The organism is Pseudomonas sp. RT4P38 (assembly GCF_054897765.1).
Map to the genome: position 1 here is coordinate 42,392 of NZ_CM142703.1, position 21,246 is coordinate 63,637.

Sequence of the window (21,246 nt, forward strand, 5' to 3'; positions counted from 1 at the left end):
CCATTGTTTTAAAACGGATACAGACCATGACCGAAGTTGCCCTCGCACCCGCCACCCCGCACGCTCCGTCGGTTATTCGGCTGATGCTGGGCAAACTGGGTATCGCCTACGAAGAAGTCCTCGACCACCACGGCCTGAACGCCGCACGCAAAGTGCAGGCAGTTCTGCTTGATGACGCCGTGGGCACGCTCATGGTGCTGTTCCCGCAGAGCCAATTGCTGGACCTCAATAGCCTCGCCGAATTGACGGGCCGCCGCCTCACCGCCGTGTCCACCGAACGCCTGGTAAAAATGCTCGGCAAACACAACCTGAGCCTGCTGCCCGGCATGCCGGCGCTCACCAGTTCACCGTGCCTGTATGAAGAAAGCCTGCTGCGCGAGCCGAAGTTGCTGATCAACTCGGGCGAGCCGGGCGTGTTGCTGGAGATCACCAGCGAAGACTTCAAGACCATGTTAACCAAGTCCAGCGCCGCCAATTTCGGCGAAGCGCTGACCAGCATTCGCCCGAACCTCGACCGCCCCCACGATGACCGCGAGGAAATCACCCAGGCCGTTCAAGCGTTCACCGCGCGGCGCATCCAGCAGCGTCTGGAAGAGACCATCGAAATTCCGCCGCTGGCCGAGACCGCGCAGAAAATCATCAAACTGCGTGTCGATCCCAACGCCACCATCGACGACATCACCGGCGTCGTCGAAACCGACCCGGCCCTGGCCGCACAGGTTGTGAGCTGGGCGGCGTCGCCGTACTACGCCTCGCCGGGCAAGATTCGTTCAGTGGAAGACGCGATCGTGCGGGTGCTGGGCTTCGACCTGGTGATCAACCTGGCGCTGGGTCTGGCCCTGGGCAAAACCCTGAGCCTGCCCAAAGACCACCCGCAACACACCACGCCGTACTGGCAGCAGTCGATCTACACCGCCGCCGTCATCGAAGGCCTGACCCGCGCCATGCCGCGCGCCCAGCGCCCGGAAGCCGGCCTGACCTACCTCGCCGGCCTGCTGCACAACTTCGGCTACTTGCTGCTCGCCCACGTGTTCCCGCCGCACTTCTCGCTGATCTGCCGCCACCTTGAGGTCAACCCGCACCTGTGCCACAGCTACGTCGAGCAACACTTGCTGGGCATCAGCCGCGAACAGATCGGCTCGTGGCTGATGCGCTACTGGGACATGCCGGATGAACTGGCCACCGCGCTGCGCTTCCAGCACGACCCGAGTTACGACGGCGATTACGCCGAGTACCCGAACCTGGTGTGCCTGGCGGTGCGTTTGTTGCGTAGCCGTGGCGTCGGCTCCGGGCCAGATGAAGATATTCCGGATGCCTTGCTCGAACGCGTCGGCCTGACTCGCGACAAGGCTAACGACGTCGTCAGCAAAGTGCTTGAGGCCGAAGTGCTGCTGCGTGAACTGGCTTCGCAATTCACCCAGGTATAAAAAATCCATCCCGGTCTACCTGACCACATTGATCGTTCCCACGCTCTGCGTGGGAATGCATCCCGTGACGCTCCGCGTCACCGCATCACCGCAAAACTCAAGCCTTAGCCTTCCTCGGCTTCAAATACTTGGTCAACCCCTGGAACCAGATCACCAGCGCCGGGTTGCCCTTGATCTGAATCGACTTGTCCTGAATCCCCGTCATAAACGCCAACTGCTTGTTCTTCGCCTGCATCGTGGCAAAGCCATACGCTGCATCTTTAAAGGCAATCGCAAACGCCGGTTCGGCATACACGCCGGACTTGCTGGTGATGCGCTGATCCTTCACAAAGAAATGCCGCGCCACTTTCCCATCCAGGGTCTGTAATTGGAATACAAGCTCCTTGTCACCCAACTGCTGCTGAAACGCAGGATTAGTCCGACTGGCCTTACCCATCAACAAACCCAGCATCCACAGAAGAAAACGAAATTTCATGCGCACAGCCTCAAAAGGGAAATGAACGGCCGGCGCAGTGTAGCGGCTTCAAGAAAGAACGCCACTGTCTGGTTGCGTTAGAAGAAGATGCAGGTCTTTTTGACGCCAATGACTACCAAGTCACGCCAACCTGATCGTTCCCACGCGCAGTAAAGGAATGCATCCCGTGACGCTCCGCGTCACCTCCCGACACCGTCCCTACACCTGAAGAAACACAATCCTGTAGGAGCTGCCGAAGGTTCGGGCCGCGTTCGGACGATCTTTTGATCTTGATCCCCTCAAACCTCTCGGACATTTCCTTCAACACGCCGGGCTGTCCGTGAACTAGGCAGTCTTCGGTATCACCGCTAGTCTCTGGTGGTCACCGCAAAATCGGTGACACGGACGTGCAAGTCCTAATCCAGGTGCGCAATTGCTTATGGCTATTCGTCGAGCGTTTTCCTATGCTCGCGGATCGTTATGGCGGCTGTGCGTCGGAGACCTTCGGGTCTGCCGGTTCCTGGATCGGTCTTGCACACCAACGCACAGCTGCCACCTCTTTCGAAGTGCAAAGCGAAACGGTGTCGGTCTCTTAATTCCAGGAGATACATCTATGATCAAGCCAACACCCAATCCCCCCGAACACGAAGACACATCCCCCTACGAATCCTTCGATTCCAAAAAGCTCCACGAAGCCGCCGAACGCGCCCTAAATCTTCACCTCGGCACACCTGCGGATAAAAAACCTAAACGTCGCAATGGCGACCTCTTCAGCGTTTGCCCCGACATCAACACAGAAACCCTCCTCGCCAATGCCTCGGAAGACCTCTTGTCCATCAGCGCCATCGCCGCCAGCCTCGCCGACGGTGTGGACGGCTCACGCCGCACCGTAGCCCTGGCGCTCAGCCGTATGGCCGACGGGGTGCGTTTGCTGGTTGAGCGAGCGCTGGATCATTTGGATGAGCCGGAAATGGCGGCGATTTTCGCCAAGCAAATAAGCCGAGTCAGCTGACCTGTAGGGACCGGCAGTTGTAAAAAAGGGGACCTCGAGTCCCCTTTTTGAAAATCCGAAATTTCGTGTCATCACTACCCGCTAACCGCGTTAACCCCAATGGCACATCGGCCATCCTGAAGATCAGGGCTAAGATTTCTATTCCCTGACTGATACCAGTCAGCAAGGGATTGGCTTTCGCAGAAAGCGTCTTTCTGAGCATCGTAATAGAACGCCACCGCATGGTTCACCATAGCGCCCCGGTTCGGTAGAAAAACCTCCAACTCAAATACGACATCCGGCAACAGCTCTTTCCTGTCATCCATCATTTTTGGCGGTCCTCGAAACGTACAAGGTGCTCCTGCAAACGCAGAATTCAGCAAGCCGCTCTGGTAGGAGTAGATGGCACAGTTCGGTATTGAATCTTCAAACACCACCCCTCCAATAACGCCGCCCTTCCAACTTAACGCTCCGAGAGGGACTGGATGAACGTACGTAGTACGTATCTCATTCTCAGCAGCGATGGCAGCAGTTACAGCGACAGGCAACGTTTGCTCTGCTTTCAACAGGGCGGGTGCCGCATAAGCCGACATTCCAAATAGGGGGAAAATGAAGCTGTAGAGGGCAACAGCCTTCATGCACACCCCCCCGAGGAAACGAATTGAAATTACCATTGGCAACCCGTTCCTGGCGATGCATCCATACCGATATCTTGATCGAATGAATACTTCTTTTGGGTTTTGTAGTTTGTGTAAGTCATCCCGTAAATACGGGCACCTTGGCTGACCATTTCATAAACTCCTGATACCACGCCATGGGAGACCTCAACCCAGGTCGTCGTAAATTGAGACGGCCGATCCGGATCCATGACTTCTTCCTCGGAACCTCGGTAAGCACGTAGAAATGGGACAGATCTATTTCTTTAATTTTTTTCATCTATTTTGATGGCGGAGCGACCGCAATCTGCCTGGCACGATCAAGGGTCAGACGAATCAAGCAACTAGAAGATTGCTCACCATATATAGACTTTACACACTCGAGATCCCGAAGTTTCATCCAAGCTCGTTGAACCTCACGAAACGCGGTTCTTTTTTCGTCGCTTAAACGATTTGCCTTATCATGGTAAGCCGAATTAAGCAGCGCATCCGCATCCGCCAAAACCAACTGATAAATATCGCTCTCTTGCACTATTTTGACTTGAGGCAAGCTCTGGGGTAGATCCGCATCCCAGTTATTCAATCCATTATTGTCATCAACTCTTAGCTTGACCGTTTTATTATCAAACCACCCATATTGATTTTTTGTCTGCTCCGATTTGTAAAGCAACTCAATATAAATTGGGTCGCTTCCCCGTTGCGGATCATTTAGCAGAGTCTGCTTTAAAACACTGACATTTCCATTTCCCTCATCCAGTTCGAAAGAAAAGCAAGGGTTTGGCCCAGGCTGAGCAGCTGACTTGCTAGCACGCATACAGGCCGCTCGAGTAGAGCCGTTCGGCTCATTACTTCCCGTTTCTACATCTTGAATTCTAATTAGCAGCTTAAGGTTAGGAACCGCAGAGTAGTCGGCTTGCAATATCTTTGCAGAATAGAACGGTTCTGCTTGAACGGAAGCCATGCTAAATACGAAAAATGTCGAACATACCAAAAAACTATATTTTTAACCATAGAGATTAATTCCATTTAAATCTAATAAAGAAAGGGACGACCCAAACAAATGAGTCTGCCCGATTCACTTTAGCCTTGACTGAAAGATGGCTAATGGGTGCCCCATTCACTCAAATCATTCATATTTTCCTTCATATTTTTTAGTTTCTGGATTAAAGCTCCACACATGAGGAGTGGTTAGCGCTTCCTTTCCTTTGTAACGGATATTCCCATCACCATCTCTCTGGTAGGAATACACTTGTATATTTTTAAATCCACTATTTATTTTAGGAGCCTTATCCAAAACTTCCACCTTAGCGAAATAGTCCCCGCCAACGAATTTAAGATAACCTTTGCACTGAACTAAAAATCCAAAGGTTTTATCTTTACTGGACCCCTCGCTACCATAAGAAGTGAAAATATAGTCATTGACTCCATCACCGTTCAGGTCAACGTCTTCGACTACCTTTTCCTTCTTGGACGGAAAATTTATCGCCACTTACTCTTGAAAGAGTATCGATTTTATCTCCGTCTTCAGACCACTGAGAGATAAAGTGTTTCGCACCTCCTTCCGTATCACAAACATCCACAGTGGCAGCATTAGCAATAGGAAAATATAGCAACAAACTGAAAATTAAATAAACAAATAAATCCATCTCCTTTCGCATTGCTTTCCCCAACCGATGATTATTTGCTTCTTTCATCGATCAAACCAAGCAACCGTTTAAACTCCGAAATATCATCCTCATAAAAACCATTGCATTGAGAGACAACTACATACCCCTCTTTTATCTTCCTTTCAACCGTAATACAAACAACTCCCGGACCTTCGCTGCCACCCGGACCTTCATATACAACATCCTTCATACTCACCAGCTTCCAGTTTTCTTGCACCATCTTTGACCTGGCTGCACTGGAGGCATCAACAGCATTAAGAATCTGTTCCGGATTTGGCAACTTAATTAAATTATTGTAAGACTCTTCTCCACTCCCCAGCAACTTCAAAACAGCATCTAAATTATCTCCACTCACGATAAAAGTCGGAAGATTTTCGAGGTTTGTCTCATAAGAAGGCTGAGCACGTGGCGCCAACTTCAATATATCTATACCACCATCTTGGACGCAGCTAGAAACTGCTAACTTCGACTGCGACAGGTTAAGTTGGCATTGCGACCCCCCAGCAAATACTGACGCCACAAGAGAAGCAGCACAGATGAATCCAATCACAGAAAGAATACTTTTATACTTTTTCATTGAGCACATCCCAGATAGGCACAAGTGCATCCTGCCTTTCAGCATTATGATCAGGAGTTTTAACGGGACTCCCTCTATTAATTACCGAACCAACTACCGTCGCTACAGCGGAGGTAGATCCTACGTCCGCATGTTTACTTATTTTCTCTCTCACCCAAAAAAAACCAGATGCATCACACGCATTGTAATCATCTGTCGCGAGAAGAGCTGGATGAGGATCTGTTGTGAAGTCCTTCCCTCTATATCTCTCATAGCTTTTGTAGTTTTTTCTTCCCGTAATTTGTAGGAAGCCACGACCGTGAAATCTGTCACCATCCCCCGCCATTCCTCCATTCGCTGAATTGGCGACCCCATTATCCATTCCAGCAGCTTTAGGTGCTATTTGCCCTGGACGTGTAGCCATATAACCAGATCTATTTATTGTTGGCTTCGGGTGCGGGCCTGGATTCGGAAGTTCCACAGGGCGGCGCCCCGAAGGCAGATTACGCACCCTAGTAACTGCGGTGTCATAATCTTCTCCCGCTTCAGCAGGCGTTATGACTTCATACATTGTACGAAAATACCGAGGACCACCAATTTCTTCTCGAAATTGCCACCAACCTGTCTCGATCCCTACTTGCGAAAAGAAATGAGAGACGCGAAGCCTTGAGCTGCTGATTAAATATTTCGATAGCATTTTATTCATTTGCGTTCTTAGTCCAGCGGCCCGCTGTCTACCCGCCGCAGGAGCGGCCTTCAATATACGCACAAGCTCTTCACTACTAAACCAACCACACTTCCTGAACACTCGAATAAATTCTACGGGAGGAAAATGCCAATGCTTGCTGTCAATCCCAGTCAAGTTTGCCTGCTCCCAGAACGCCAACTCTTTCTGATGGCTTTTTATTTTGTCAAATTGGTTCTGAGGCATCGGACCACCATCGGCCACTTTCAGCAACCACCCATAGCGGGTATCAAAATCAGTTGCAGTCCATTCGCTCGGAAACTTACAAACCAAGCGTTTTATACGTTCCTGTGTTTCCGATGAGCGCAAGCGAGACATGCTCAGTTCATGTTCATTTGTATAGCGCTCCGAAAGATTCTGCTTTTCTTCCTCTGAGAGAACTGCGTAGCCAGGTGAGTTTGCCATACTCACGGCATCACCATTTCCGGGCTGGACCGAACCTGAGCTAAACCCCAGCAAACGCCTCACGAAATCAGACTGGCAATGACTGTCCGTATCCGTATCGTCATCAACCAGATGCCAACCCTGCCAATGCGGAAAATCCGCATCGCTGAATTTCGTTACGCTGGCCGCGTTCAAATTGACCCAACCAACCTTGCTCTGTTCGCCGGCCTTGCCAGGAAACTTGATCTGGCGCCAGTGCGCAGCATCGAGAGGTTGAAGTACATCAGGACCCAGCACTCTGCCGAAACGCAACAGTTCATAACCAGCGCTTGGTGACTGCGGGTAGTATTGCTTGGCTTTGTCGTACAGCTTGTACTCGTACTCAGCCTCCTCATGCTGCGCGCCTATTTCTACTCCACTAATGTAAAAAGACGTTAACGTGCATTGGCCTTTTTCAAAGCGCATTCGTACGAAGATGCCTTCCTGAAGTTGCGAAGCTACAGCCGGCTCATAGCCGTCTACCGTGGCGGGGGCACCTGTGGAAGATGCTGAGCTACCCCCTTCTTGGATCGGTGGATTCGAGGTCATCGCTGGGGGACGGTAAACCACAGGGCCATTGTTCAGCGGTTGGCGACGATCAGGAGGTGCGGCACCGTAAAATAGAACCTCAGGGGGAACAAAAAAATACATATCGCCCCAACAGCTGTCCGTCCTTCCATTATTGGACTGGTAGCTAAGATCCCGAGTCGTTCTACCCGTCAGATTGGCTATCTGGCTCTGATCCGCAATGATCTCGAAATGGATTCGCCCCTCCTTGCCATAGATGCTGCCCGCTTCGCCAATAGAGTCTTTTCGGAGGACAGCCGCGCCTATTTGCAATGGGCTCAGGTTAATTTTCGACAGGTGCATGTAGATTGAATAGAAAACGACCTTCGACTGAGTTCCCTCCCCAACCTCTGTTTCGTGGCGTAGAACGACACAACCGTTATCGGTCCAACCGCCCCGAAAGTTGAGCGCATGATCCGACGCAGGGCTCACTGGGGCAGGACTGCGAAAATAAGCCAGTGTCCCATCAGAGATAGCGCGAACAGGAATAGCTTTCCCACCCTCTTGAGGAGCAGTCAGATGGATGCCTCCGTGCCAGTTGAGGTCAAAGCTGAGTGGATAACCACCGTCACCAGGAACGCCGCCAACCATGGCCCGCGCCAGATATGCATCGTCGGTTTCTCCCGCAACTGGGCTAGGAAGAAAGGGAGGGCTAATGATCATTTTGAAAAATCCTTGTCCATGTTGAGGCTTGTTATTCCATTCATAGCGAGAACGGGTAATCGACAGTTGGCTTAACCTTCTCCGGCACCGCATTCCCCAACGCCTGATCCATCAAACTCCCCGCCTTATCCTTATCCGCCGCCTCCGGCAGTACCGGTGGCTTAATCCCAATCCCCGTCCCACTCCCAGCAGACCCACCGGCATTAATCTTCACCACCGGCCCAACCACGGTAATCCCGCCGGCATCGAGCTTGATAAAGCTCCCACCCGCCTTCACGGTGAGCTCCATCCCAGCCTCAATCACAATCTTGTCCCCAGCCTTCAGATGAATCTCTTTCCCAACGCTAGTCAGCTGCGCAGTCCCCAGCTTCACATGCTGGTTCTGCCCAATCGTCAGGTGATCATCCATCCGCGCTTCAGTCTTGCGATCCGCAATCGTGGTCCGATGTTCCTCAGCCTTCAGCTCGGTGTATGTGTTCTTCACAACCGTGTCGTGGCGTTCGTTACCCACGCGAATCTTCTGATCATGCTCAATGTTTTCATCCCAATCCCGCTGGGCATGGATGAATATCTGCTCCGCCCCTTTCTTGTCTTCAATCCGCAGTTCATTAAACCCACCGCCACCCGGTGAACTGAGGGTTTTGAACACGGTCCGGGTTTTGTTCGCCGGCAAGTTGTAGGGAACCTGGTTTTCCTTGTGGTACAGGCAACCGGTCACCAGCGGCTGATCGGGATCGCCTTCGAGGAAGGTCACCAGCACTTCCATGCCGATGCGCGGGATGGCGATGGCGCCATAACGATCACCGGCCCAGCTCGATGAGACGCGCATCCAGCAGCTGGTTTTGTCATCAGCCAACCCTTCGCGGTCCCAGTGGAATTGCACTTTGATGCGGCCGTATTGGTCGCAGTGGATTTCTTCACCTTTGGGGCCGGTGACCATGGCGGTTTGGCTGCCGAGGACGCGGGGTTTCGGGTGTTGCAGGGCCGGCCGATAGAACACGTCCCACGGGGTGGCGAGGAAGCGGTTGCGGTAGCCCTGGTGGAAGTCGTCCTTGTGGTCGGTGGTGTCGCTGGTCACGGACTCTTCGAGGACTTGCGGTTGTTTGCCTTCGTGGAAGATTTCGGTGAGCAGCCAGAGGTCGTTCCACTCGGTGCGCGGGTGGTCGGACATTTCCAGGAAGTGGCCGCTGATCAACTTTGTTTGGTCGCCGTGGCCTTCGGCCTGGCGGTAGTCGGCGCGGTGGCGTTCGAGGGTGCGCTGGCTGAGGAATTTGCCGCGCGCGCGGTCGATGAAGCGGCCGGGGTAGTCGTAGTCTTCGAGGTCCGGCGCGTCGCTTTGCGACTCGGGTTTGTAGGCGGATTCGAGTTGCAAGCGTGGTTTTTCGAAGTCGTAGTCGCGGCGGGTGACGCGGCCGGTGCGGGTTTCCAGGCGTAGTTTGAAACCTTTGATGACCGGTTCGTCGGCGACCATGCCGCTGCCTTGCACATAAGCGGTGGGCTGGCCGAGTTTCGGGAACACGGTCTGGTCGTCGCCGAACACCAGCAGGTGGGCTTTTTCGCTGTGCTGGAAGTGGTAGTGAATGCCTTCTTCTTCGCACAGGCGCTGGACGAAATGCAGGTCGGTTTCGTCGTACTGCACGCAGTAGTCGCGGTCCGGGCAGGGCTGGCTGAGCTGGAAGTTGTAGGCGTTGGCCTTGATGCCGTGTTCGTCGAGGATCAGCGCGATGATTTTCGGTGCCGACATCTGCTGATAGATGCGCTGATTGGTGCGGTGGTGCAGGTATTGCAGTTGCGGCACCAGGGAGATTTTGTAGCGGGTCAGGCGTTTGCCGGCATCGCCTTGGGCGACGCGGTAAATCTGGCCGTGGATGCCGCTACCCTGCGGATCGAGCGCCAGAAATGCCTGTTTGTGCAAAAGCTTTTCCAGGTCGAGGTCGGGGTTTTCGCTGACCAGTTCCAGGTCGAAGCGATACGGCTGGCTGATGCCTTCGGTGCCGGTGAACGACAGCACTTGCAGGTCGCCGACGTAGTCTTCGACGGTCAGGCTGAAATGCGTTTCGTTGGAAGGGTTAAACATTGTTTGCTCCCTGTTCGGTAGTCATCCGTTACGCCCGAAGTCGCAGACGTTGCAGCCAAGTCGATGTGGCGCCCATAGCGTCACGCAGTTGGGCGGCAGTGATCGTTCGATCTGCCGCATTGAATGCCAGCGCCGTTCGCAGGGCTGGCCAGCAGTGTTTCGGGAGATTCCTGGGTGCGTGCAGCTCGCGTTCGAGGTGGCCGTCACGGGCCTCGGTCGAGGGCAGGCGGCGGAACGGGTGTTTGCCGCCGGCCAATTCGTAGAGCACGCAGGCCACGCCGTAGACATCCGCACTGGGCGACAGCGGTTGGCCTTCGAGCAGTTCGGGGGCGGCGTAGCCGGGGGTCCAGGCGTTGAAGCGGTTGCGGCTCAGGTGTGGCAGGCCAGGCAGGATGCCCTCCTCGGCCTGGCCCAGACCGAAGTCGAACAGGCGCACGCCTTCTTCGCTGAGCATCACGTTGCTCGGCTTCATGTCACCGTGCAGCACGCCGCGAGCGTGGGCGAAGGCCAGCGCGTCGAGCAGCGGCAGCGCGATGTCGCGCAGTTCTTTCCACGGCAGGCCCAGCGGCCGCTCGCAGAGTAATTTGTCCAGGGTCAGCCCACGCATGAGTTCCATGGTGATGAAGGCGCGCTGGCAGTCGGTGTCCACTTCAAAGCTGTGCAATCGCAGCACGTTGTCGTGGCGCAAGCGTCGGGTCAGGGCGAACTCGCTGTAGAGCAAGGCACTGGCATCCGGCGATTCGGCAAATTCTTCGCTGAGGATTTTCAGCGCGATGTAAGGGTCGGGATCGCCGAACTGCTCGCTCAGCAGATCCCGTGCGCGGTAAACCGCGCCCATGCCGCCAGCACCGAGCAGGCGCTCGATGCGGTAACGGCCTGCGAGTACGTCCGGCATTTCACCGACGCTGGCCTTTGTCGGCGCCGTTGCCGGCTCAGCGTTACGCGGCTTTCCGTTTAGAGGCTTGGCAAACGCAAAGTAAGTCAGGTTATTGGCTTCCTCGTCGGTCACCGGCAGGTCGTCGAGCGGCGGCATGAGTTGAGTCATTTTCGGATCACCACAGCAGTCAAGTTGTCCCGGGCCGAGCCACGCAGAGCGCCATCGAACAGACGCTCCAGCGCAACGTGCGGCGCAGTCAGGCTCAGGGCGTTGCCCAAGGCATCGGTGCTCAACCCCTGGTACAAACCATCGCTGCACAACAGAAACGCATCGCCGGGGTAAACCTCGAGTTCGAGCACATCCAGCGTCAACTGCTCGGCAGCGCCGACCGCACGGGTCAGGGCATGAGCAGAAGGATGCGCACGGGCGTCTTCGACGCTCATGTTTTGCTCATCGATGAGTTGCTGTTGCAGCGAATGGTCCTTGGACAGCTGATACAAACGCTGGCCACGCCACAGGTAGCAACGGCTGTCGCCGGCCCAGATGCAGGCCGCGCGATTGCCTTCCACCAGCAGCGCCACCACGGTGCTGCCCATGATGCTGTCATGGCGCCCGGCCGTGACGGTCAACTCCTGACCCAAGCGGCGGTTCAACCAGTGCAGGCACTGGCGTATTCCTTTGAGTCGCTCGTCGAAGTCGTCCTGCACCGGCAATTCCGCCAGGCTGGCGACGATCAACTGGCTGGCGATGTCGCCACCCTGATGACCACCCATGCCGTCCGCGACCACCCACAGCCCCTGCTGTGGGCAGTCGAGAAAAGCATCTTCGTTGCGCGCCCGAACCTTGCCCGGATCGGTACGCGCAGCGCTGCGCCAGGTACTGGCAACCCGCATCAGAGCTGCACCGGCATACGGAAGGTACGCAGCACGCCCATGTCGAACGGGTTCGGTGTGCGCTGGCTCGACAGCAAGTAGTTGGCGCGCAGGCCGCCCACGTCAGCTTTGAGCACCAGCACGTCGCGACCGCTCAGGTACTCGGTCTGCATCAAATCGAACAGTCGGAACAGCGACCATGGGCCGGTGTTCTTTTCGATACCGATCGGGCGGCCGGCCATTTTGTCGAGGACCAGGCTGGTGCGACCGTCTTCAGCATCGGTTGGCCATTTGAACGACACCGGCACGATCGGACCGTGGCGATACTCGATGGTCTTGTCGCCAAACTTGAACTCGGAACGGCTGACGGCCGGGTCGAGGGTGTACGGCTCCAGTTTGAATTGCACTTGTGGCTCGGCCGGATTGATCGAGAAGAAGCTCTGGCGAATCACTTGTGCCGCGGCCATCTGGTCGAGGTAGACCTTGGACACCGGCAGGCTGTGACCGTCGATGCTGCGCATGCGGTAGTTGCCCGGATCTCCACTCACGAACGGACGCATGTAGGTCTCGAAGAAGCGGTCGTTGATGCCTTGGGCCTTGAAAAACTCGCGGAAGTCGCTGATCGCCACGTCACTGGTGCTGTGGGCGCTGAAGGGATACCGCTTGTTGATCGCCTTGCCATAGAAGCTGTACAGCTCGCTCTGATAACGCTGGTTCAGGTACTGGTAGGAATCGTTCAGCACCAGACGCCAGGTGTCTTCGGCCAACACGTTGAACCACACGCTGACCGGACGCGGCAGACGGTTGGAAGCATTGCGCAAGGCGCTCAGCGCATCACGCTGGCCACTCATACGGGTCTTGGCCATTTCGAACGCGGCCTGATCCGGGGAACTGGCACGTGCCAGGCTCGCCAGTTGCAGTTGCAGGTCGTTGAGTGCCGTCAGGGCTGGGGTCAAATCAGCGGCCGGGCCGTTGTTGTCATCCAGCAAACGGTGCAGCGGTTCGAAGCGACGTTGCAGGGATTTCTTCGCGGTGTCCGGCAGGTTTTTCATCGCCGCCATGTCCGAGGCTTGGTCCGCTGCGGCAGACGCCAGTTTGCCCAGCTTGCCCAACTTGCCTTTCTGCTCACCCAGCGCTGCAGCGGCATCAGCCGCTTGATCAACCGGTTCGGCTTCTGCCGGGAAACGGGTGTTCTCACGCACTTCCACCAGCAGTTGCAGCACCGGGGAATTAGCGGAAGTCAGGCCCGCCAGTTGCTCGGCGCCCTCGCCCGCATCGTTGATCGGTGGCAACGCAACCTGGCCGACCGCTTCGCTCCAGAAGTTGGCGTAGTCGCGGAAGTACAGTTGCTCCAGTTCGACCATCAGGCGACGCAAGTCCATGCCGCTGATGCCCGAGCCTTCGCCCAGCACCCAGTTGTCACGCAGGATATCGGTCACCAGCGCAGAGCCCTGGACCGAGAAGTACTGTTGATAACCCTGTTGGGTGTAGAAACCCGGGATCACGTATTCGGTGCCGACAAACAGCGAGGCCTGTGGGCCGATGTGTTGGCTCAAACGGTATTCCGGCAGGTTGCGAGCCTGCTCGCGCAGCATCCGGTAGACCACGTTGGCCAGCGACTCACTGCGCAATACCTGACGCGCCTGAGCCACCAGTTGATCGTTCAGCGGGTAGATAAACGGCTGCTGGAGCAAACGCTCAAAGTGCGTGTTCAAACCGTTCTGCACGGCGGTGTTGCCGGCGTAACGCTGGGACCAGTCAGTGGCGACCCAATCCTTGAGCCAGCCCGCATCGCGGCGATCTTTCATGTTCAACATCAGGTACGCACGCAGGCTGTTGAGCAGGCGTTCGCGGTCCTTCATGTTGGCGCGGATCTGCCCTTCCAGCAGCGTCGCGACCCGTGGCAACAGTTGCGCTTCAAGCTCACGCTCGTAGGCGTCCTTGACCACTGGATTGACGTCTTCACCTTGGTACAGACCGCCACGCTCGTGGTACGACACGTCACCTTTTTTCGGGAAGACCTGAGTCGCCGCGAAGCGGGTGTCGAGGGTCTTTAGCACCGCCATGGAGTCATCACGCGTGGTCAGGGCCGAGCGCTGTTGAGTCCAGTTTTGTGCCAGGTTACGCAGGTTTTCCAGACGCTCGTAGTTGGCCGAGAATCCGCCCGCCCACAGCATGCCGAACAGCGCCAGTGCCGACAAAGCGCCGACGTACAAGGCGCGCTGGCCCCAATGGATGCGGCTGCGTTCGCGCTTGTCCAGACCGGCCAGATCGGCCTCCGGGAAAATCACCCGGCTGAGCAAGTGGTGAATGAAGCGCGAACGGCCGCTGCGCAATGTCGGCAGCATGCCGCTCTTCACCCCCACGTTGGCGCCGATAGCGGCCGCGGTCGAGTCCATTTCCTGAGTCAGGTGCGGTGCGCTGGTCAGGTAGAAACCGCGCAACTGGCTGACACGCTGGTAACGGTTGCCGGTGAACGCCATGTCGACGAACAGGCACAGACGCTCGCCGATCTGCCCCAGTTGATGCGGGAAGTCGAGGATGCGGCCACGGCGCTGGGTGTCGCGCTCCTGGTGCATGCGCATGATCACCTGGCTGTTCAGGCGACGCAGCAGCTCTTCGAACTCGGCGCGCAGCACGGCGACGTCGGTGCCGCTCTGCTCTTTGCGGAAGCTGGTGCCGAGCACCTGATCGCTTTCTTCGCGGGTCAGTTGATCGAAGAACTCGTCGAAACCGAGCAGCTTGTCAGCCTTGCTCAGCACCAGATAAATCGGCACATCGACGTGCAGTTTTTGATGCACATCCTGCAAGCGAGCACGCACCTGGCGAGCCAGGGTGTCGAGGTCTTGCTCGGTGTTGCCCAGCAGCATTTCTACTGGAATGGTCACCAGCACGCCATTCAACGGACGGTTGCGGCGACGCTTGCGCAGCAGGTCGAGCAAGGTGCTCCAGGCGCTGCCATCGACTTCGGCATCCGACTGGGTCAGGTAACGCCCGGCGGTGTCGATCAGCACGCCGTGGTCGGCGAAGTACCAATCGCAATGACGGGTGCCGAGGGTGTCGCGGGTCAGCTTGCGGTCGATCTTGTTGATCGGGAACTCAAGGCCGGAGAAGTCCAGCAGGCTGGTCTTGCCGCTGCCCTGCGGGCCGATCAACAGGTACCAAGGCAAATCGCTGCGCCAGCGTTCGCTGCGACCGCGATACAGGCTCGAGGTCTTCAGGGTTTTCAACGCATCCTTGAAACGTACGCGAAGCTCTTTCTGCTCTTCGTCGATCAGCTCTTCACGGCGGATACGGTCCTGACCGTCTTCGGTGTCTTCGATGGCTTTCTTGCGTACGCCAGCGCGCCAGCTGACAAAGACCATGGTCAGGCCCCAGATCAGGAACAACACACTGATGGTCAGCAGGCGGGAGGTCGAACCTTCCCAGAACTTGTAGTCATTGACCGCCAGCAGTGGCCCGACGAACCACACGAGCAGCGCGACGAACAGCACCAGCAGCAGGGTCCAGACCCAGGTCTGACGCAAGAATGCGCCGACTTTCTTGAAAAACTTTTTCATCACACGTCCCTGTTTACGGCTGCGACGGCGGCTGGACCGCGGCCGGATCTAGCTGCTGATAAGGTTGCAGAACGGTTTCGCGTTGCTCGCCCAATACCCAGGCGAAGCCCGAATACATCACCACCAGGCAAACCACGGTGAACAGCACCACCATCCACGCCGGCACGATGCGCACCAGGCTGCGGCGCTGATCGTTCAAGCCTTCCCAATGGGGCGACAGTTCGCGAGGCACGTCGCCGCGCAACTGACGAATCTGGCGATACAAGGCGTCGCGGATGCCTTCGAGCTCGAGCATGCCGCGGGCTTGCACCCGGTATTTGCCCTCGAAGCCCAGCGACAGGCACAGGTACATCAGCTCCAGCATCGGCAGGTGCTTGACCGGGTTTTTCGACAGGCGATCCAGCAGCTGGAAGAACTTCTCGCCGCCGAAGGTTTCGTTGTGGAAGCTGCTGAGCAGACTCATCTGCGACCACTCGCTTTCGTTGCCCCACGGCGTGGTCACGACGGCTTCGTCGACCACGGTGCAGAGCACGTAACGCGCGGCCATCACCTGGCTGCTTTCGGCGCCGTTGTGCAGCGCCCGCACTTCAAACAGTTTCAGCCCGGCGGTCAGTCGCTCGTTGAGCGCGTACATGTCTTCGCGGGTGTCGCTGTGCTTGAGTCGCACCACTTCCGACAGCAGGTCAGAGGCAGCGGCCACCAGCGAGTTGAGGCTGATGTTGAACGCTTCGGCCGGGCGCAAACGCGCGGCGTAGATCATCCGTTCTTCGAGCTGTTCGAAACGCGGCGGTGCAGCGAAATCTGTCAGCGGACTTTGCGCCGGGCCGTGGCCCTGGCGGTCGAGCAGGACGGTTTTATCGTCCTGGTTATGTTCCATGTCCTTGATCATGTCGGTCAGTTCCTGATGGCCCAGAATTTCAGTTCAAGCTCGGCAAATTCGCCGGACACGTGGAACGCGAAGCCGCCGGAGCGCTCGAGTTGTGCCAGGTCTTCGGAACTGAGTTCGAGAATGAAATAGGTTTTGTTGGAGTGGAACGCGATCTGCCGCGGGGCCACCGGCAACGGTTTGACCTTGATGCCAGGCAGGTGCAGGTTGACCAGTTGGCGGATGCGTTCCACTGGGCCGACCTTGAGGTGCGCCGGCAAACGTTGGCGCAGTTCTTCGGAGTCGCAGTTGGCACTGGCGGCGAGCACAAACGAGGCTGAGCCCAGCAGTTTGTGGTCGTGCAACGGCGAGACGATGATCCCGTACTGGCGCGCTTGCAAGACCAGTTCGATGGCGTGCTGTTCGAGCACCATCGACAGCACCTGACGAATCGCTTCCATCAGTTTGCGGAAACTCGCGCCCTGGTCGCTGTGCTGGTAACGGCTGTCCAGACGCGGGCGTTTGCTGTCGCTGGAGAAGGTCGCCAGATCGCCGAGCATAGTCAGCAGCGTGCGGTACAACTCTTCCGGGTGAAGCTGTTCAAGGCCGAGGTAGTGGCGCAGCAGCAGTTCGGTGCGGTTGATCAGCTGCAGCATCATGAAGTCACCGACCTCCGCGCCACCGACTTTGCCGTTGGAACGGATGCGCTCGGCGATGGTGTCGCCCCGGTGGCCGAGCATGCTGATGACTTCCTTGAGGCACGACAGCAGGTAGCTGGACGAATGCGCCTGAAGGAAGGTCGGGACGAAGTCCGGGTCGAGGCTGATCACGCCGTCGGGCGTAGTGTCGAGCACTTCGCAGATCTTCAGTTTCACGTAGGCCTGGTCGCTCTGCTGCTCGCCGAGCAACAGTTTGAAGTCCGGACGGGCGCAGCTGACCTGGCTGGCAGAGTCGTCGCCGGCGTTGGAATCGGCGACTTCCGCTTCGTACGCGGTATAGCGCGCCAGCACGTCGGATTGCTCCGGACGGCGCGACTCGATGTGGTTGCCGGTGACCAGTGGCAGTGCCAGGTAGATCGGCGTATTACCGGTGTTCGGCGGCACGTCGAGGGCCAGCGGCTCGGTGTTGCCGCCGAGTTCGAACAGGCTGCCGTCCGGCAGAATCCCCGAGGCCTGGCTGATCACCAGTTTGCCCATGTTGAGGAACTGCAAGTCGATGTCCAGGTTCAGGAAGCCCCAGGTGTAGCTGCCCAGCAACTGCGTGCGGGTCTTCATCTGGTGGTCGTAATAGCGATCGTTGTGCTGGAAGTGTTGCGGACGCAACAGCATGCCTTCCTGCCAAATCACTTTATGGGAATTCATGATCAGTCATCCGCCTTGGCGAGCGTTTCGTTGCTGTTGCGAATACCGGCCTGGTCGAGGGTCAGATCAGCGTCGGTGACTTCCACCGGAGTGACTTGCACCGTGTAGCGCCATTTGGTTTCCGGCAGATCGCGGTAGGCGGCGAGGATGCCGACGTAACGACTGCCCTCCTCCACACTGAGTTTCATCTCCACGGTTTCACCTGGACGCAGTTCAATTTCTTCGCTGGCCACCAGGTCCGGGGCCAGGGATTCCTTGGCGCGCTCGTACAGGCTAAAGAAGTCAGCGTTCTCGAACGTCACCGGATGCTTAAGCTCGAACAGACGCACAACGATCGGCGACGGACGCCCGTTGAGGTCCGGGTTCAGCTGATCGCTGGCGGTCAGCTTCAGGTTGAGTTTGGTGACGTGGGAATACGGCGACAGCGACGAGCAACCGGCCAGCAGCACCAGGGCCGCGAACGCCGTCAGCGTCTTGAAAAAAGCGGTCGAGCAGCGAGACATGCGCATCATCCTTGGTGGTCGGTGTGAAGGGTGGAAATCAGGCGGATCTGTTCTTCGTAGGCCTGAGCGAAGTCGCGGGCCAGCAGGCGCTCGCTCCAGTCATCGTCCTGACGCAGGGCCTGGTGATAACGACCGTAAGCTCTCCAGCGACTGCCGGACGTGGCGAGCAACGGCTTGTTGTCGCGCTCGAAACGCAGGGTCAATTGCTGTGGTGAGAAGTGTTCCAGCGTGCCGCGAACGGCAGCGCGGCTAGCGGTCAACAGGGCCACCTGATGCGCCTGCAAATCGCGGAACGCACGGGAGATTGCTTGCTCGGCCGGCAACTGGCCCGGCTTGTTCGGTTGCAACAAAATGCCCAGCGCCTCACCGGCATCGACGGCAAATTTCAATGGGTTTTTGTGAGTGCCTTGCACGGTGGTCTGGGCCAGACGCAGTTCGTTTTTCAGTTCGCTGCGGGTGCGCAGGCTCTGCTGCAAACCGCCGACGCTTTGCTTGAGCAGGCGTGCAGCGTTCAACGCAAGGGCTTCGCGAGCATCGTGGTCGAGGCCTTTGAGGTCCACGCCCAGCGCCGCACCGAAGTGCTCCCAGAAACCTTCGCTCTGACGCTCGACCGCTTTGGGCGGTGGTGCGGGTGCTGGCTCTGCCGGGGCGTTGATCAGCTCCGGCACCATCAGGCTTTCCATGTCGATGCGCGCATAGTCGGCGCGCTGACGGGTGTCCTCGATGGTGTTACTCGGGGAGATCAGTTCGTCGATTTCCGAATACACGCGCTCTTGCTGATCGAGGGCATTGAGCGGGTCGAGATCGAGAAACGCATCGTCCGGGATGATGCTGCCCGCCGCTTGCGGACGGCCGACTTCTACGTCGAAGGTCGCCGGGTCGCGCACCAGCCGCGCACGGATCTCGAAGTCACCCAGCACGTAGACACTGCCGTGCTCGATGCGCATCGCTTCGCCCTTGCGCAGGCGTGCGCCGCTTTCGCTGTCCTGGATACCGTTGCTGCTGGTATCGGTCAGGAAAAACGTGCCTTCGCGGTAGCTGATCAACGCGTGGTGGTTGGACAGGTGACGCTTGCGGTCCGGAATGATCCAGTCGCAATCCTCGCCCCGACCGATCACGCCACCGGCCTGTTTGAAGGTCTTCTGGCACAAATCCGTGGGCACGAACTGCTTGGTGTTGAGCATTTCGAAAACCAGTTCCATGGTGATACTCCTTGCGGTCACTTGCCGCGATTGACCGCCTGCGGATCACCCAATGGGCGATAGGTGTTGTCGTTGTATTTGTAATTGCCGCTACAGCCGCCGAGGCCGCATAGAACGACGAGGGTCAGCAGGACGGCTTGCCAGTGACGAACAGACATCAGAGGGTCTCCAGGGGTAGACAAAGTACAAAGCGCCGACCCGTTTGGGCGGCGCTGAAATAAGCGGATGAGGTGAAATCGACGGTCTGTTACCTAGCCATCGAAATCACCCAGATTGATGTTCAGGCGCCCGAGGCGGTACAGCAGCGTGCGGCGTGGCAGCCCGAGTTCGCGCGCCGCGAGGGTCTGGTTGCCGTCGTTTTTGCGCAGGCAATCGAGCAGCAGACTGCGCTCGACCTGCTCCAGGCGTTCACGCAAGTTCAGGCCGCTGCTGTCTTCCGGCATGGCTTCCATGCGCAGAGAGAAATGCTCGGCCAATAATTCGCCGCCCTCGCACAGCAATACCGCGCGTTCGACCAGGCCTTTGAGTTCACGCACGTTGCCGGGGAAGGCATATCCGGACAGGTGATCCAGCGCCGCATCGGACCAGCACACTGCATCGCGCTGCAAGAACGAGCAGGCCTTGTCGGCGAAGTGTCGGGCGAGGTCGAGGATGTCACCTTCGCGCTGACGCAAGGCCGGCAACTCGATCGGGAATTGCGCGAGGCGGTAGTACAAGTCCTCGCGGAATTTGCCTTCACTGACCAGCACCGATAAATCCCGGTGAGTCGCGGCGATGATGCGCACGTCGATCTTGTGGGTGTCGTTGGAACCCAGCGGGCGGATCTCGCCTTCCTGCAGAACCCGCAACAGCTTGGCTTGCAGGGACAACGGCATGTCGCCGATTTCATCGAGCAGCAAGGTGCCGCCGTTGGCCGCGTCGAACAGCCCGGCACGGTCGCGATCAGCACCGGTGAAGGCACCTTTGCGGTAGCCGAACAGTTCGCTTTCCAGCAGGTTCTCGGGGAACGCCGCGCAGTTCTGCACGATGAACGCCTGGGAACGGCGCGGGCCGCAATCGTGAATCGCCCGCGCCACCACTTCCTTGCCGGTGCCGGTTTCGCCGCGCAGCAGCACGGTATAAGGGCTGTGAAGAACTTTGCTGATCAGCGAATAGGTCTGGCGCATGGCCGAACTCTTGCCGATCAAGCCATAGCCGCTGGCACTCGGGACGCTGACCTTCGCCGGTCGTGCATCACCGGTCGGCTGACGCAAACGTTGCAGCAAATGCAGTTGGCCAAGGACGAACGAGCCCAGTTGACCGAGGGAATCGGTGAAGCCTTGGAGGTCGATGTGCCGGCGACTGGCACACAGCAGCAAGCCTTCGACGGCCTTCTGCTGATTGACCAGCGGCACACACAACAGCGACTGCCAAGGCGTGGCCTGAGGCGGTAGAAAACTGGTTTCGTGCAGGCTGCCGCTCAGCTCGTTGAGGCACACCGCACGGTTCTGACACAGGGCGAATTGCAGCAGTTGTTCACCGTTGTAATCCGCCGGCAGGCTCGCCGCTTCCCGAGGCTGCAGGATGCCGTTCAGGCACTCGGCGTTCATTCCCAGGCACGTGTGGGTCGCGTCCAACAGGTACAACTGAGTCAGCTCACAACCGCTGAGCTCGGCCAACCCGCGCACGAAGTCACCCAGCAGCGCAGCACCGTCCGCCGCCCGCGACAAGCTGGCGAACTGCGCCAGCAAGGCTTCGGCATAGACCAGCGGTTGCGGCACTTGAGTGAACATCACACCCA

Annotated in this window: 20 protein-coding genes; 2 read left to right on the forward strand and 18 right to left on the reverse strand. The window is 57.5% G+C overall.

What is annotated here, in order from left to right:
- The first annotated feature begins 26 nt into the window (after positions 1-26).
- Positions 27-1,427 (forward strand): aminoacyl-tRNA deacylase and HDOD domain-containing protein, encoded by a 1,401-nt coding sequence (locus tag ACYZT7_RS00225; RefSeq protein WP_462039488.1) that lies wholly within the window; start codon positions 27-29, stop codon positions 1,425-1,427.
- 97 nt (positions 1,428-1,524) lie between these two features.
- Here the strand turns inward: ACYZT7_RS00225 and ACYZT7_RS00230 are convergent, their stop codons facing one another.
- Positions 1,525-1,902, reverse strand: coding sequence for a helicase (locus ACYZT7_RS00230; RefSeq protein WP_447795315.1), 378 nt, complete (start codon positions 1,900-1,902; stop codon positions 1,525-1,527).
- Positions 1,903-2,494: 592 nt separating this feature from the next.
- On the opposite strand from ACYZT7_RS00230, the gene ACYZT7_RS00235 reads away from it, so the two are divergent.
- Entirely contained in the window at positions 2,495-2,893 is a 399-nt protein-coding gene (locus ACYZT7_RS00235; protein ID WP_462039489.1) for a DUF6124 family protein, read from the forward strand.
- A gap of 74 nt (positions 2,894-2,967) precedes the next feature.
- Here the strand turns inward: ACYZT7_RS00235 and ACYZT7_RS00240 are convergent, their stop codons facing one another.
- The 17 genes from ACYZT7_RS00240 to ACYZT7_RS00320 all read right to left on the reverse strand — a co-directional run bounded on the left by ACYZT7_RS00240 (position 2,968) and on the right by ACYZT7_RS00320 (position 21,238).
- A complete protein-coding gene (locus ACYZT7_RS00240) occupies positions 2,968-3,546 on the reverse strand; it encodes a hypothetical protein (RefSeq protein WP_462039490.1) in 579 nt (192 codons plus the stop codon).
- A complete protein-coding gene (locus ACYZT7_RS00245) occupies positions 3,540-3,740 on the reverse strand; it encodes a hypothetical protein (RefSeq protein ID WP_462039491.1) in 201 nt (66 codons plus the stop codon). The genes ACYZT7_RS00240 and ACYZT7_RS00245 overlap by 7 nt, the downstream gene beginning before the upstream one ends.
- A 68-nt stretch (positions 3,741-3,808) precedes the next feature.
- Entirely contained in the window at positions 3,809-4,489 is a 681-nt protein-coding gene (locus ACYZT7_RS00250; RefSeq protein ID WP_462039492.1) for a lysozyme inhibitor LprI family protein, read from the reverse strand.
- A 165-nt stretch (positions 4,490-4,654) separates the two neighbouring features.
- On the reverse strand, positions 4,655-5,017 hold the full coding sequence (locus ACYZT7_RS00255) for a hypothetical protein (protein WP_462039493.1): 363 nt from the start codon (positions 5,015-5,017) through the stop codon (positions 4,655-4,657).
- Positions 4,968-5,222: a hypothetical protein gene (locus ACYZT7_RS00260; protein WP_462039494.1), complete on the reverse strand. Its 255-nt coding sequence runs from the start codon at positions 5,220-5,222 to the stop codon at positions 4,968-4,970. The genes ACYZT7_RS00255 and ACYZT7_RS00260 overlap by 50 nt, the downstream gene beginning before the upstream one ends.
- Positions 5,206-5,772, reverse strand: coding sequence for a hypothetical protein (locus ACYZT7_RS00265; protein WP_462039495.1), 567 nt, complete (start codon positions 5,770-5,772; stop codon positions 5,206-5,208). The genes ACYZT7_RS00260 and ACYZT7_RS00265 overlap by 17 nt, the downstream gene beginning before the upstream one ends.
- Positions 5,759-8,149, reverse strand: coding sequence for a hypothetical protein (locus tag ACYZT7_RS00270; RefSeq protein ID WP_462039496.1), 2,391 nt, complete (start codon positions 8,147-8,149; stop codon positions 5,759-5,761). The genes ACYZT7_RS00265 and ACYZT7_RS00270 overlap by 14 nt, the downstream gene beginning before the upstream one ends.
- A 40-nt stretch (positions 8,150-8,189) precedes the next feature.
- A complete protein-coding gene (locus ACYZT7_RS00275) occupies positions 8,190-10,226 on the reverse strand; it encodes a type VI secretion system Vgr family protein (RefSeq protein ID WP_462039497.1) in 2,037 nt (678 codons plus the stop codon).
- Positions 10,227-10,254: 28 nt separating this feature from the next.
- The gene (locus tag ACYZT7_RS00280) at positions 10,255-11,271 is read right to left on the reverse strand and encodes a serine/threonine-protein kinase (RefSeq protein WP_462039498.1); all 1,017 of its coding nucleotides are present in this window, start codon (positions 11,269-11,271) and stop codon (positions 10,255-10,257) included.
- The gene (locus ACYZT7_RS00285) at positions 11,268-11,996 is read right to left on the reverse strand and encodes a PP2C family protein-serine/threonine phosphatase (RefSeq protein ID WP_462039499.1); all 729 of its coding nucleotides are present in this window, start codon (positions 11,994-11,996) and stop codon (positions 11,268-11,270) included. Before ACYZT7_RS00285 ends, ACYZT7_RS00280 begins: the two co-directional genes overlap by 4 nt.
- The gene (tssM, locus tag ACYZT7_RS00290; protein ID WP_462039500.1) at positions 11,996-15,535 is read right to left on the reverse strand and encodes a type VI secretion system membrane subunit TssM; all 3,540 of its coding nucleotides are present in this window, start codon (positions 15,533-15,535) and stop codon (positions 11,996-11,998) included. The genes ACYZT7_RS00285 and tssM overlap by 1 nt, the downstream gene beginning before the upstream one ends.
- A 13-nt stretch (positions 15,536-15,548) precedes the next feature.
- On the reverse strand, positions 15,549-16,424 hold the full coding sequence (icmH, locus tag ACYZT7_RS00295) for a type IVB secretion system protein IcmH/DotU (RefSeq protein ID WP_462032580.1): 876 nt from the start codon (positions 16,422-16,424) through the stop codon (positions 15,549-15,551).
- A 5-nt stretch (positions 16,425-16,429) separates the two neighbouring features.
- Positions 16,430-17,761, reverse strand: a complete 1,332-nt coding sequence (gene tssK, locus ACYZT7_RS00300; RefSeq protein WP_462039501.1) for a type VI secretion system baseplate subunit TssK — start codon at positions 17,759-17,761, stop codon at positions 16,430-16,432.
- Between the two features lie 2 nt (positions 17,762-17,763).
- Entirely contained in the window at positions 17,764-18,264 is a 501-nt protein-coding gene (gene tssJ / locus ACYZT7_RS00305) for a type VI secretion system lipoprotein TssJ (RefSeq protein ID WP_008150089.1), read from the reverse strand.
- A 5-nt stretch (positions 18,265-18,269) separates the two neighbouring features.
- Positions 18,270-19,466: a type VI secretion system-associated FHA domain protein TagH gene (gene tagH, locus ACYZT7_RS00310; protein WP_462039502.1), complete on the reverse strand. Its 1,197-nt coding sequence runs from the start codon at positions 19,464-19,466 to the stop codon at positions 18,270-18,272.
- A gap of 17 nt (positions 19,467-19,483) precedes the next feature.
- Positions 19,484-19,624, reverse strand: a complete 141-nt coding sequence (locus ACYZT7_RS00315; protein ID WP_008150087.1) for a hypothetical protein — start codon at positions 19,622-19,624, stop codon at positions 19,484-19,486.
- A gap of 93 nt (positions 19,625-19,717) precedes the next feature.
- Positions 19,718-21,238 (reverse strand): sigma-54 interaction domain-containing protein, encoded by a 1,521-nt coding sequence (locus tag ACYZT7_RS00320; protein ID WP_462039503.1) that lies wholly within the window; start codon positions 21,236-21,238, stop codon positions 19,718-19,720.
- Between the last annotated feature and the right edge of the window lie 8 nt (positions 21,239-21,246).

Excerpts from the sequence above, each read along its gene's own strand:
- ACYZT7_RS00225 (WP_462039488.1), top strand. The coding sequence starts at position 27 with ATGACCGAAGTTGCCCTCGCACCCGCCACCCCGCACGCTCCGTCGGTT.
- ACYZT7_RS00230 (WP_447795315.1), bottom strand. The coding sequence starts at position 1,902 with ATGAAATTTCGTTTTCTTCTGTGGATGCTGGGTTTGTTGATGGGTAAG.
- ACYZT7_RS00235 (WP_462039489.1), top strand. The coding sequence starts at position 2,495 with ATGATCAAGCCAACACCCAATCCCCCCGAACACGAAGACACATCCCCC.
- ACYZT7_RS00240 (WP_462039490.1), bottom strand. The coding sequence starts at position 3,546 with ATGGTAATTTCAATTCGTTTCCTCGGGGGGGTGTGCATGAAGGCTGTT.
- ACYZT7_RS00245 (WP_462039491.1), bottom strand. The coding sequence starts at position 3,740 with ATGGATCCGGATCGGCCGTCTCAATTTACGACGACCTGGGTTGAGGTC.
- ACYZT7_RS00250 (WP_462039492.1), bottom strand. The coding sequence starts at position 4,489 with ATGGCTTCCGTTCAAGCAGAACCGTTCTATTCTGCAAAGATATTGCAA.
- ACYZT7_RS00260 (WP_462039494.1), bottom strand. The coding sequence starts at position 5,222 with ATGAAAGAAGCAAATAATCATCGGTTGGGGAAAGCAATGCGAAAGGAG.
- ACYZT7_RS00265 (WP_462039495.1), bottom strand. The coding sequence starts at position 5,772 with ATGAAAAAGTATAAAAGTATTCTTTCTGTGATTGGATTCATCTGTGCT.
- ACYZT7_RS00270 (WP_462039496.1), bottom strand. The coding sequence starts at position 8,149 with ATGATCATTAGCCCTCCCTTTCTTCCTAGCCCAGTTGCGGGAGAAACC.
- ACYZT7_RS00275 (WP_462039497.1), bottom strand. The coding sequence starts at position 10,226 with ATGTTTAACCCTTCCAACGAAACGCATTTCAGCCTGACCGTCGAAGAC.
- ACYZT7_RS00280 (WP_462039498.1), bottom strand. The coding sequence starts at position 11,271 with ATGACTCAACTCATGCCGCCGCTCGACGACCTGCCGGTGACCGACGAG.
- ACYZT7_RS00285 (WP_462039499.1), bottom strand. The coding sequence starts at position 11,996 with ATGCGGGTTGCCAGTACCTGGCGCAGCGCTGCGCGTACCGATCCGGGC.
- tssM (WP_462039500.1), bottom strand. The coding sequence starts at position 15,535 with ATGAAAAAGTTTTTCAAGAAAGTCGGCGCATTCTTGCGTCAGACCTGG.
- icmH (WP_462032580.1), bottom strand. The coding sequence starts at position 16,424 with ATGATCAAGGACATGGAACATAACCAGGACGATAAAACCGTCCTGCTC.
- tssK (WP_462039501.1), bottom strand. The coding sequence starts at position 17,761 with ATGAATTCCCATAAAGTGATTTGGCAGGAAGGCATGCTGTTGCGTCCG.
- tssJ (WP_008150089.1), bottom strand. The coding sequence starts at position 18,264 with ATGTCTCGCTGCTCGACCGCTTTTTTCAAGACGCTGACGGCGTTCGCG.
- tagH (WP_462039502.1), bottom strand. The coding sequence starts at position 19,466 with ATGGAACTGGTTTTCGAAATGCTCAACACCAAGCAGTTCGTGCCCACG.
- ACYZT7_RS00315 (WP_008150087.1), bottom strand. The coding sequence starts at position 19,624 with ATGTCTGTTCGTCACTGGCAAGCCGTCCTGCTGACCCTCGTCGTTCTA.
- ACYZT7_RS00320 (WP_462039503.1), bottom strand. The coding sequence starts at position 21,238 with ATGTTCACTCAAGTGCCGCAACCGCTGGTCTATGCCGAAGCCTTGCTG.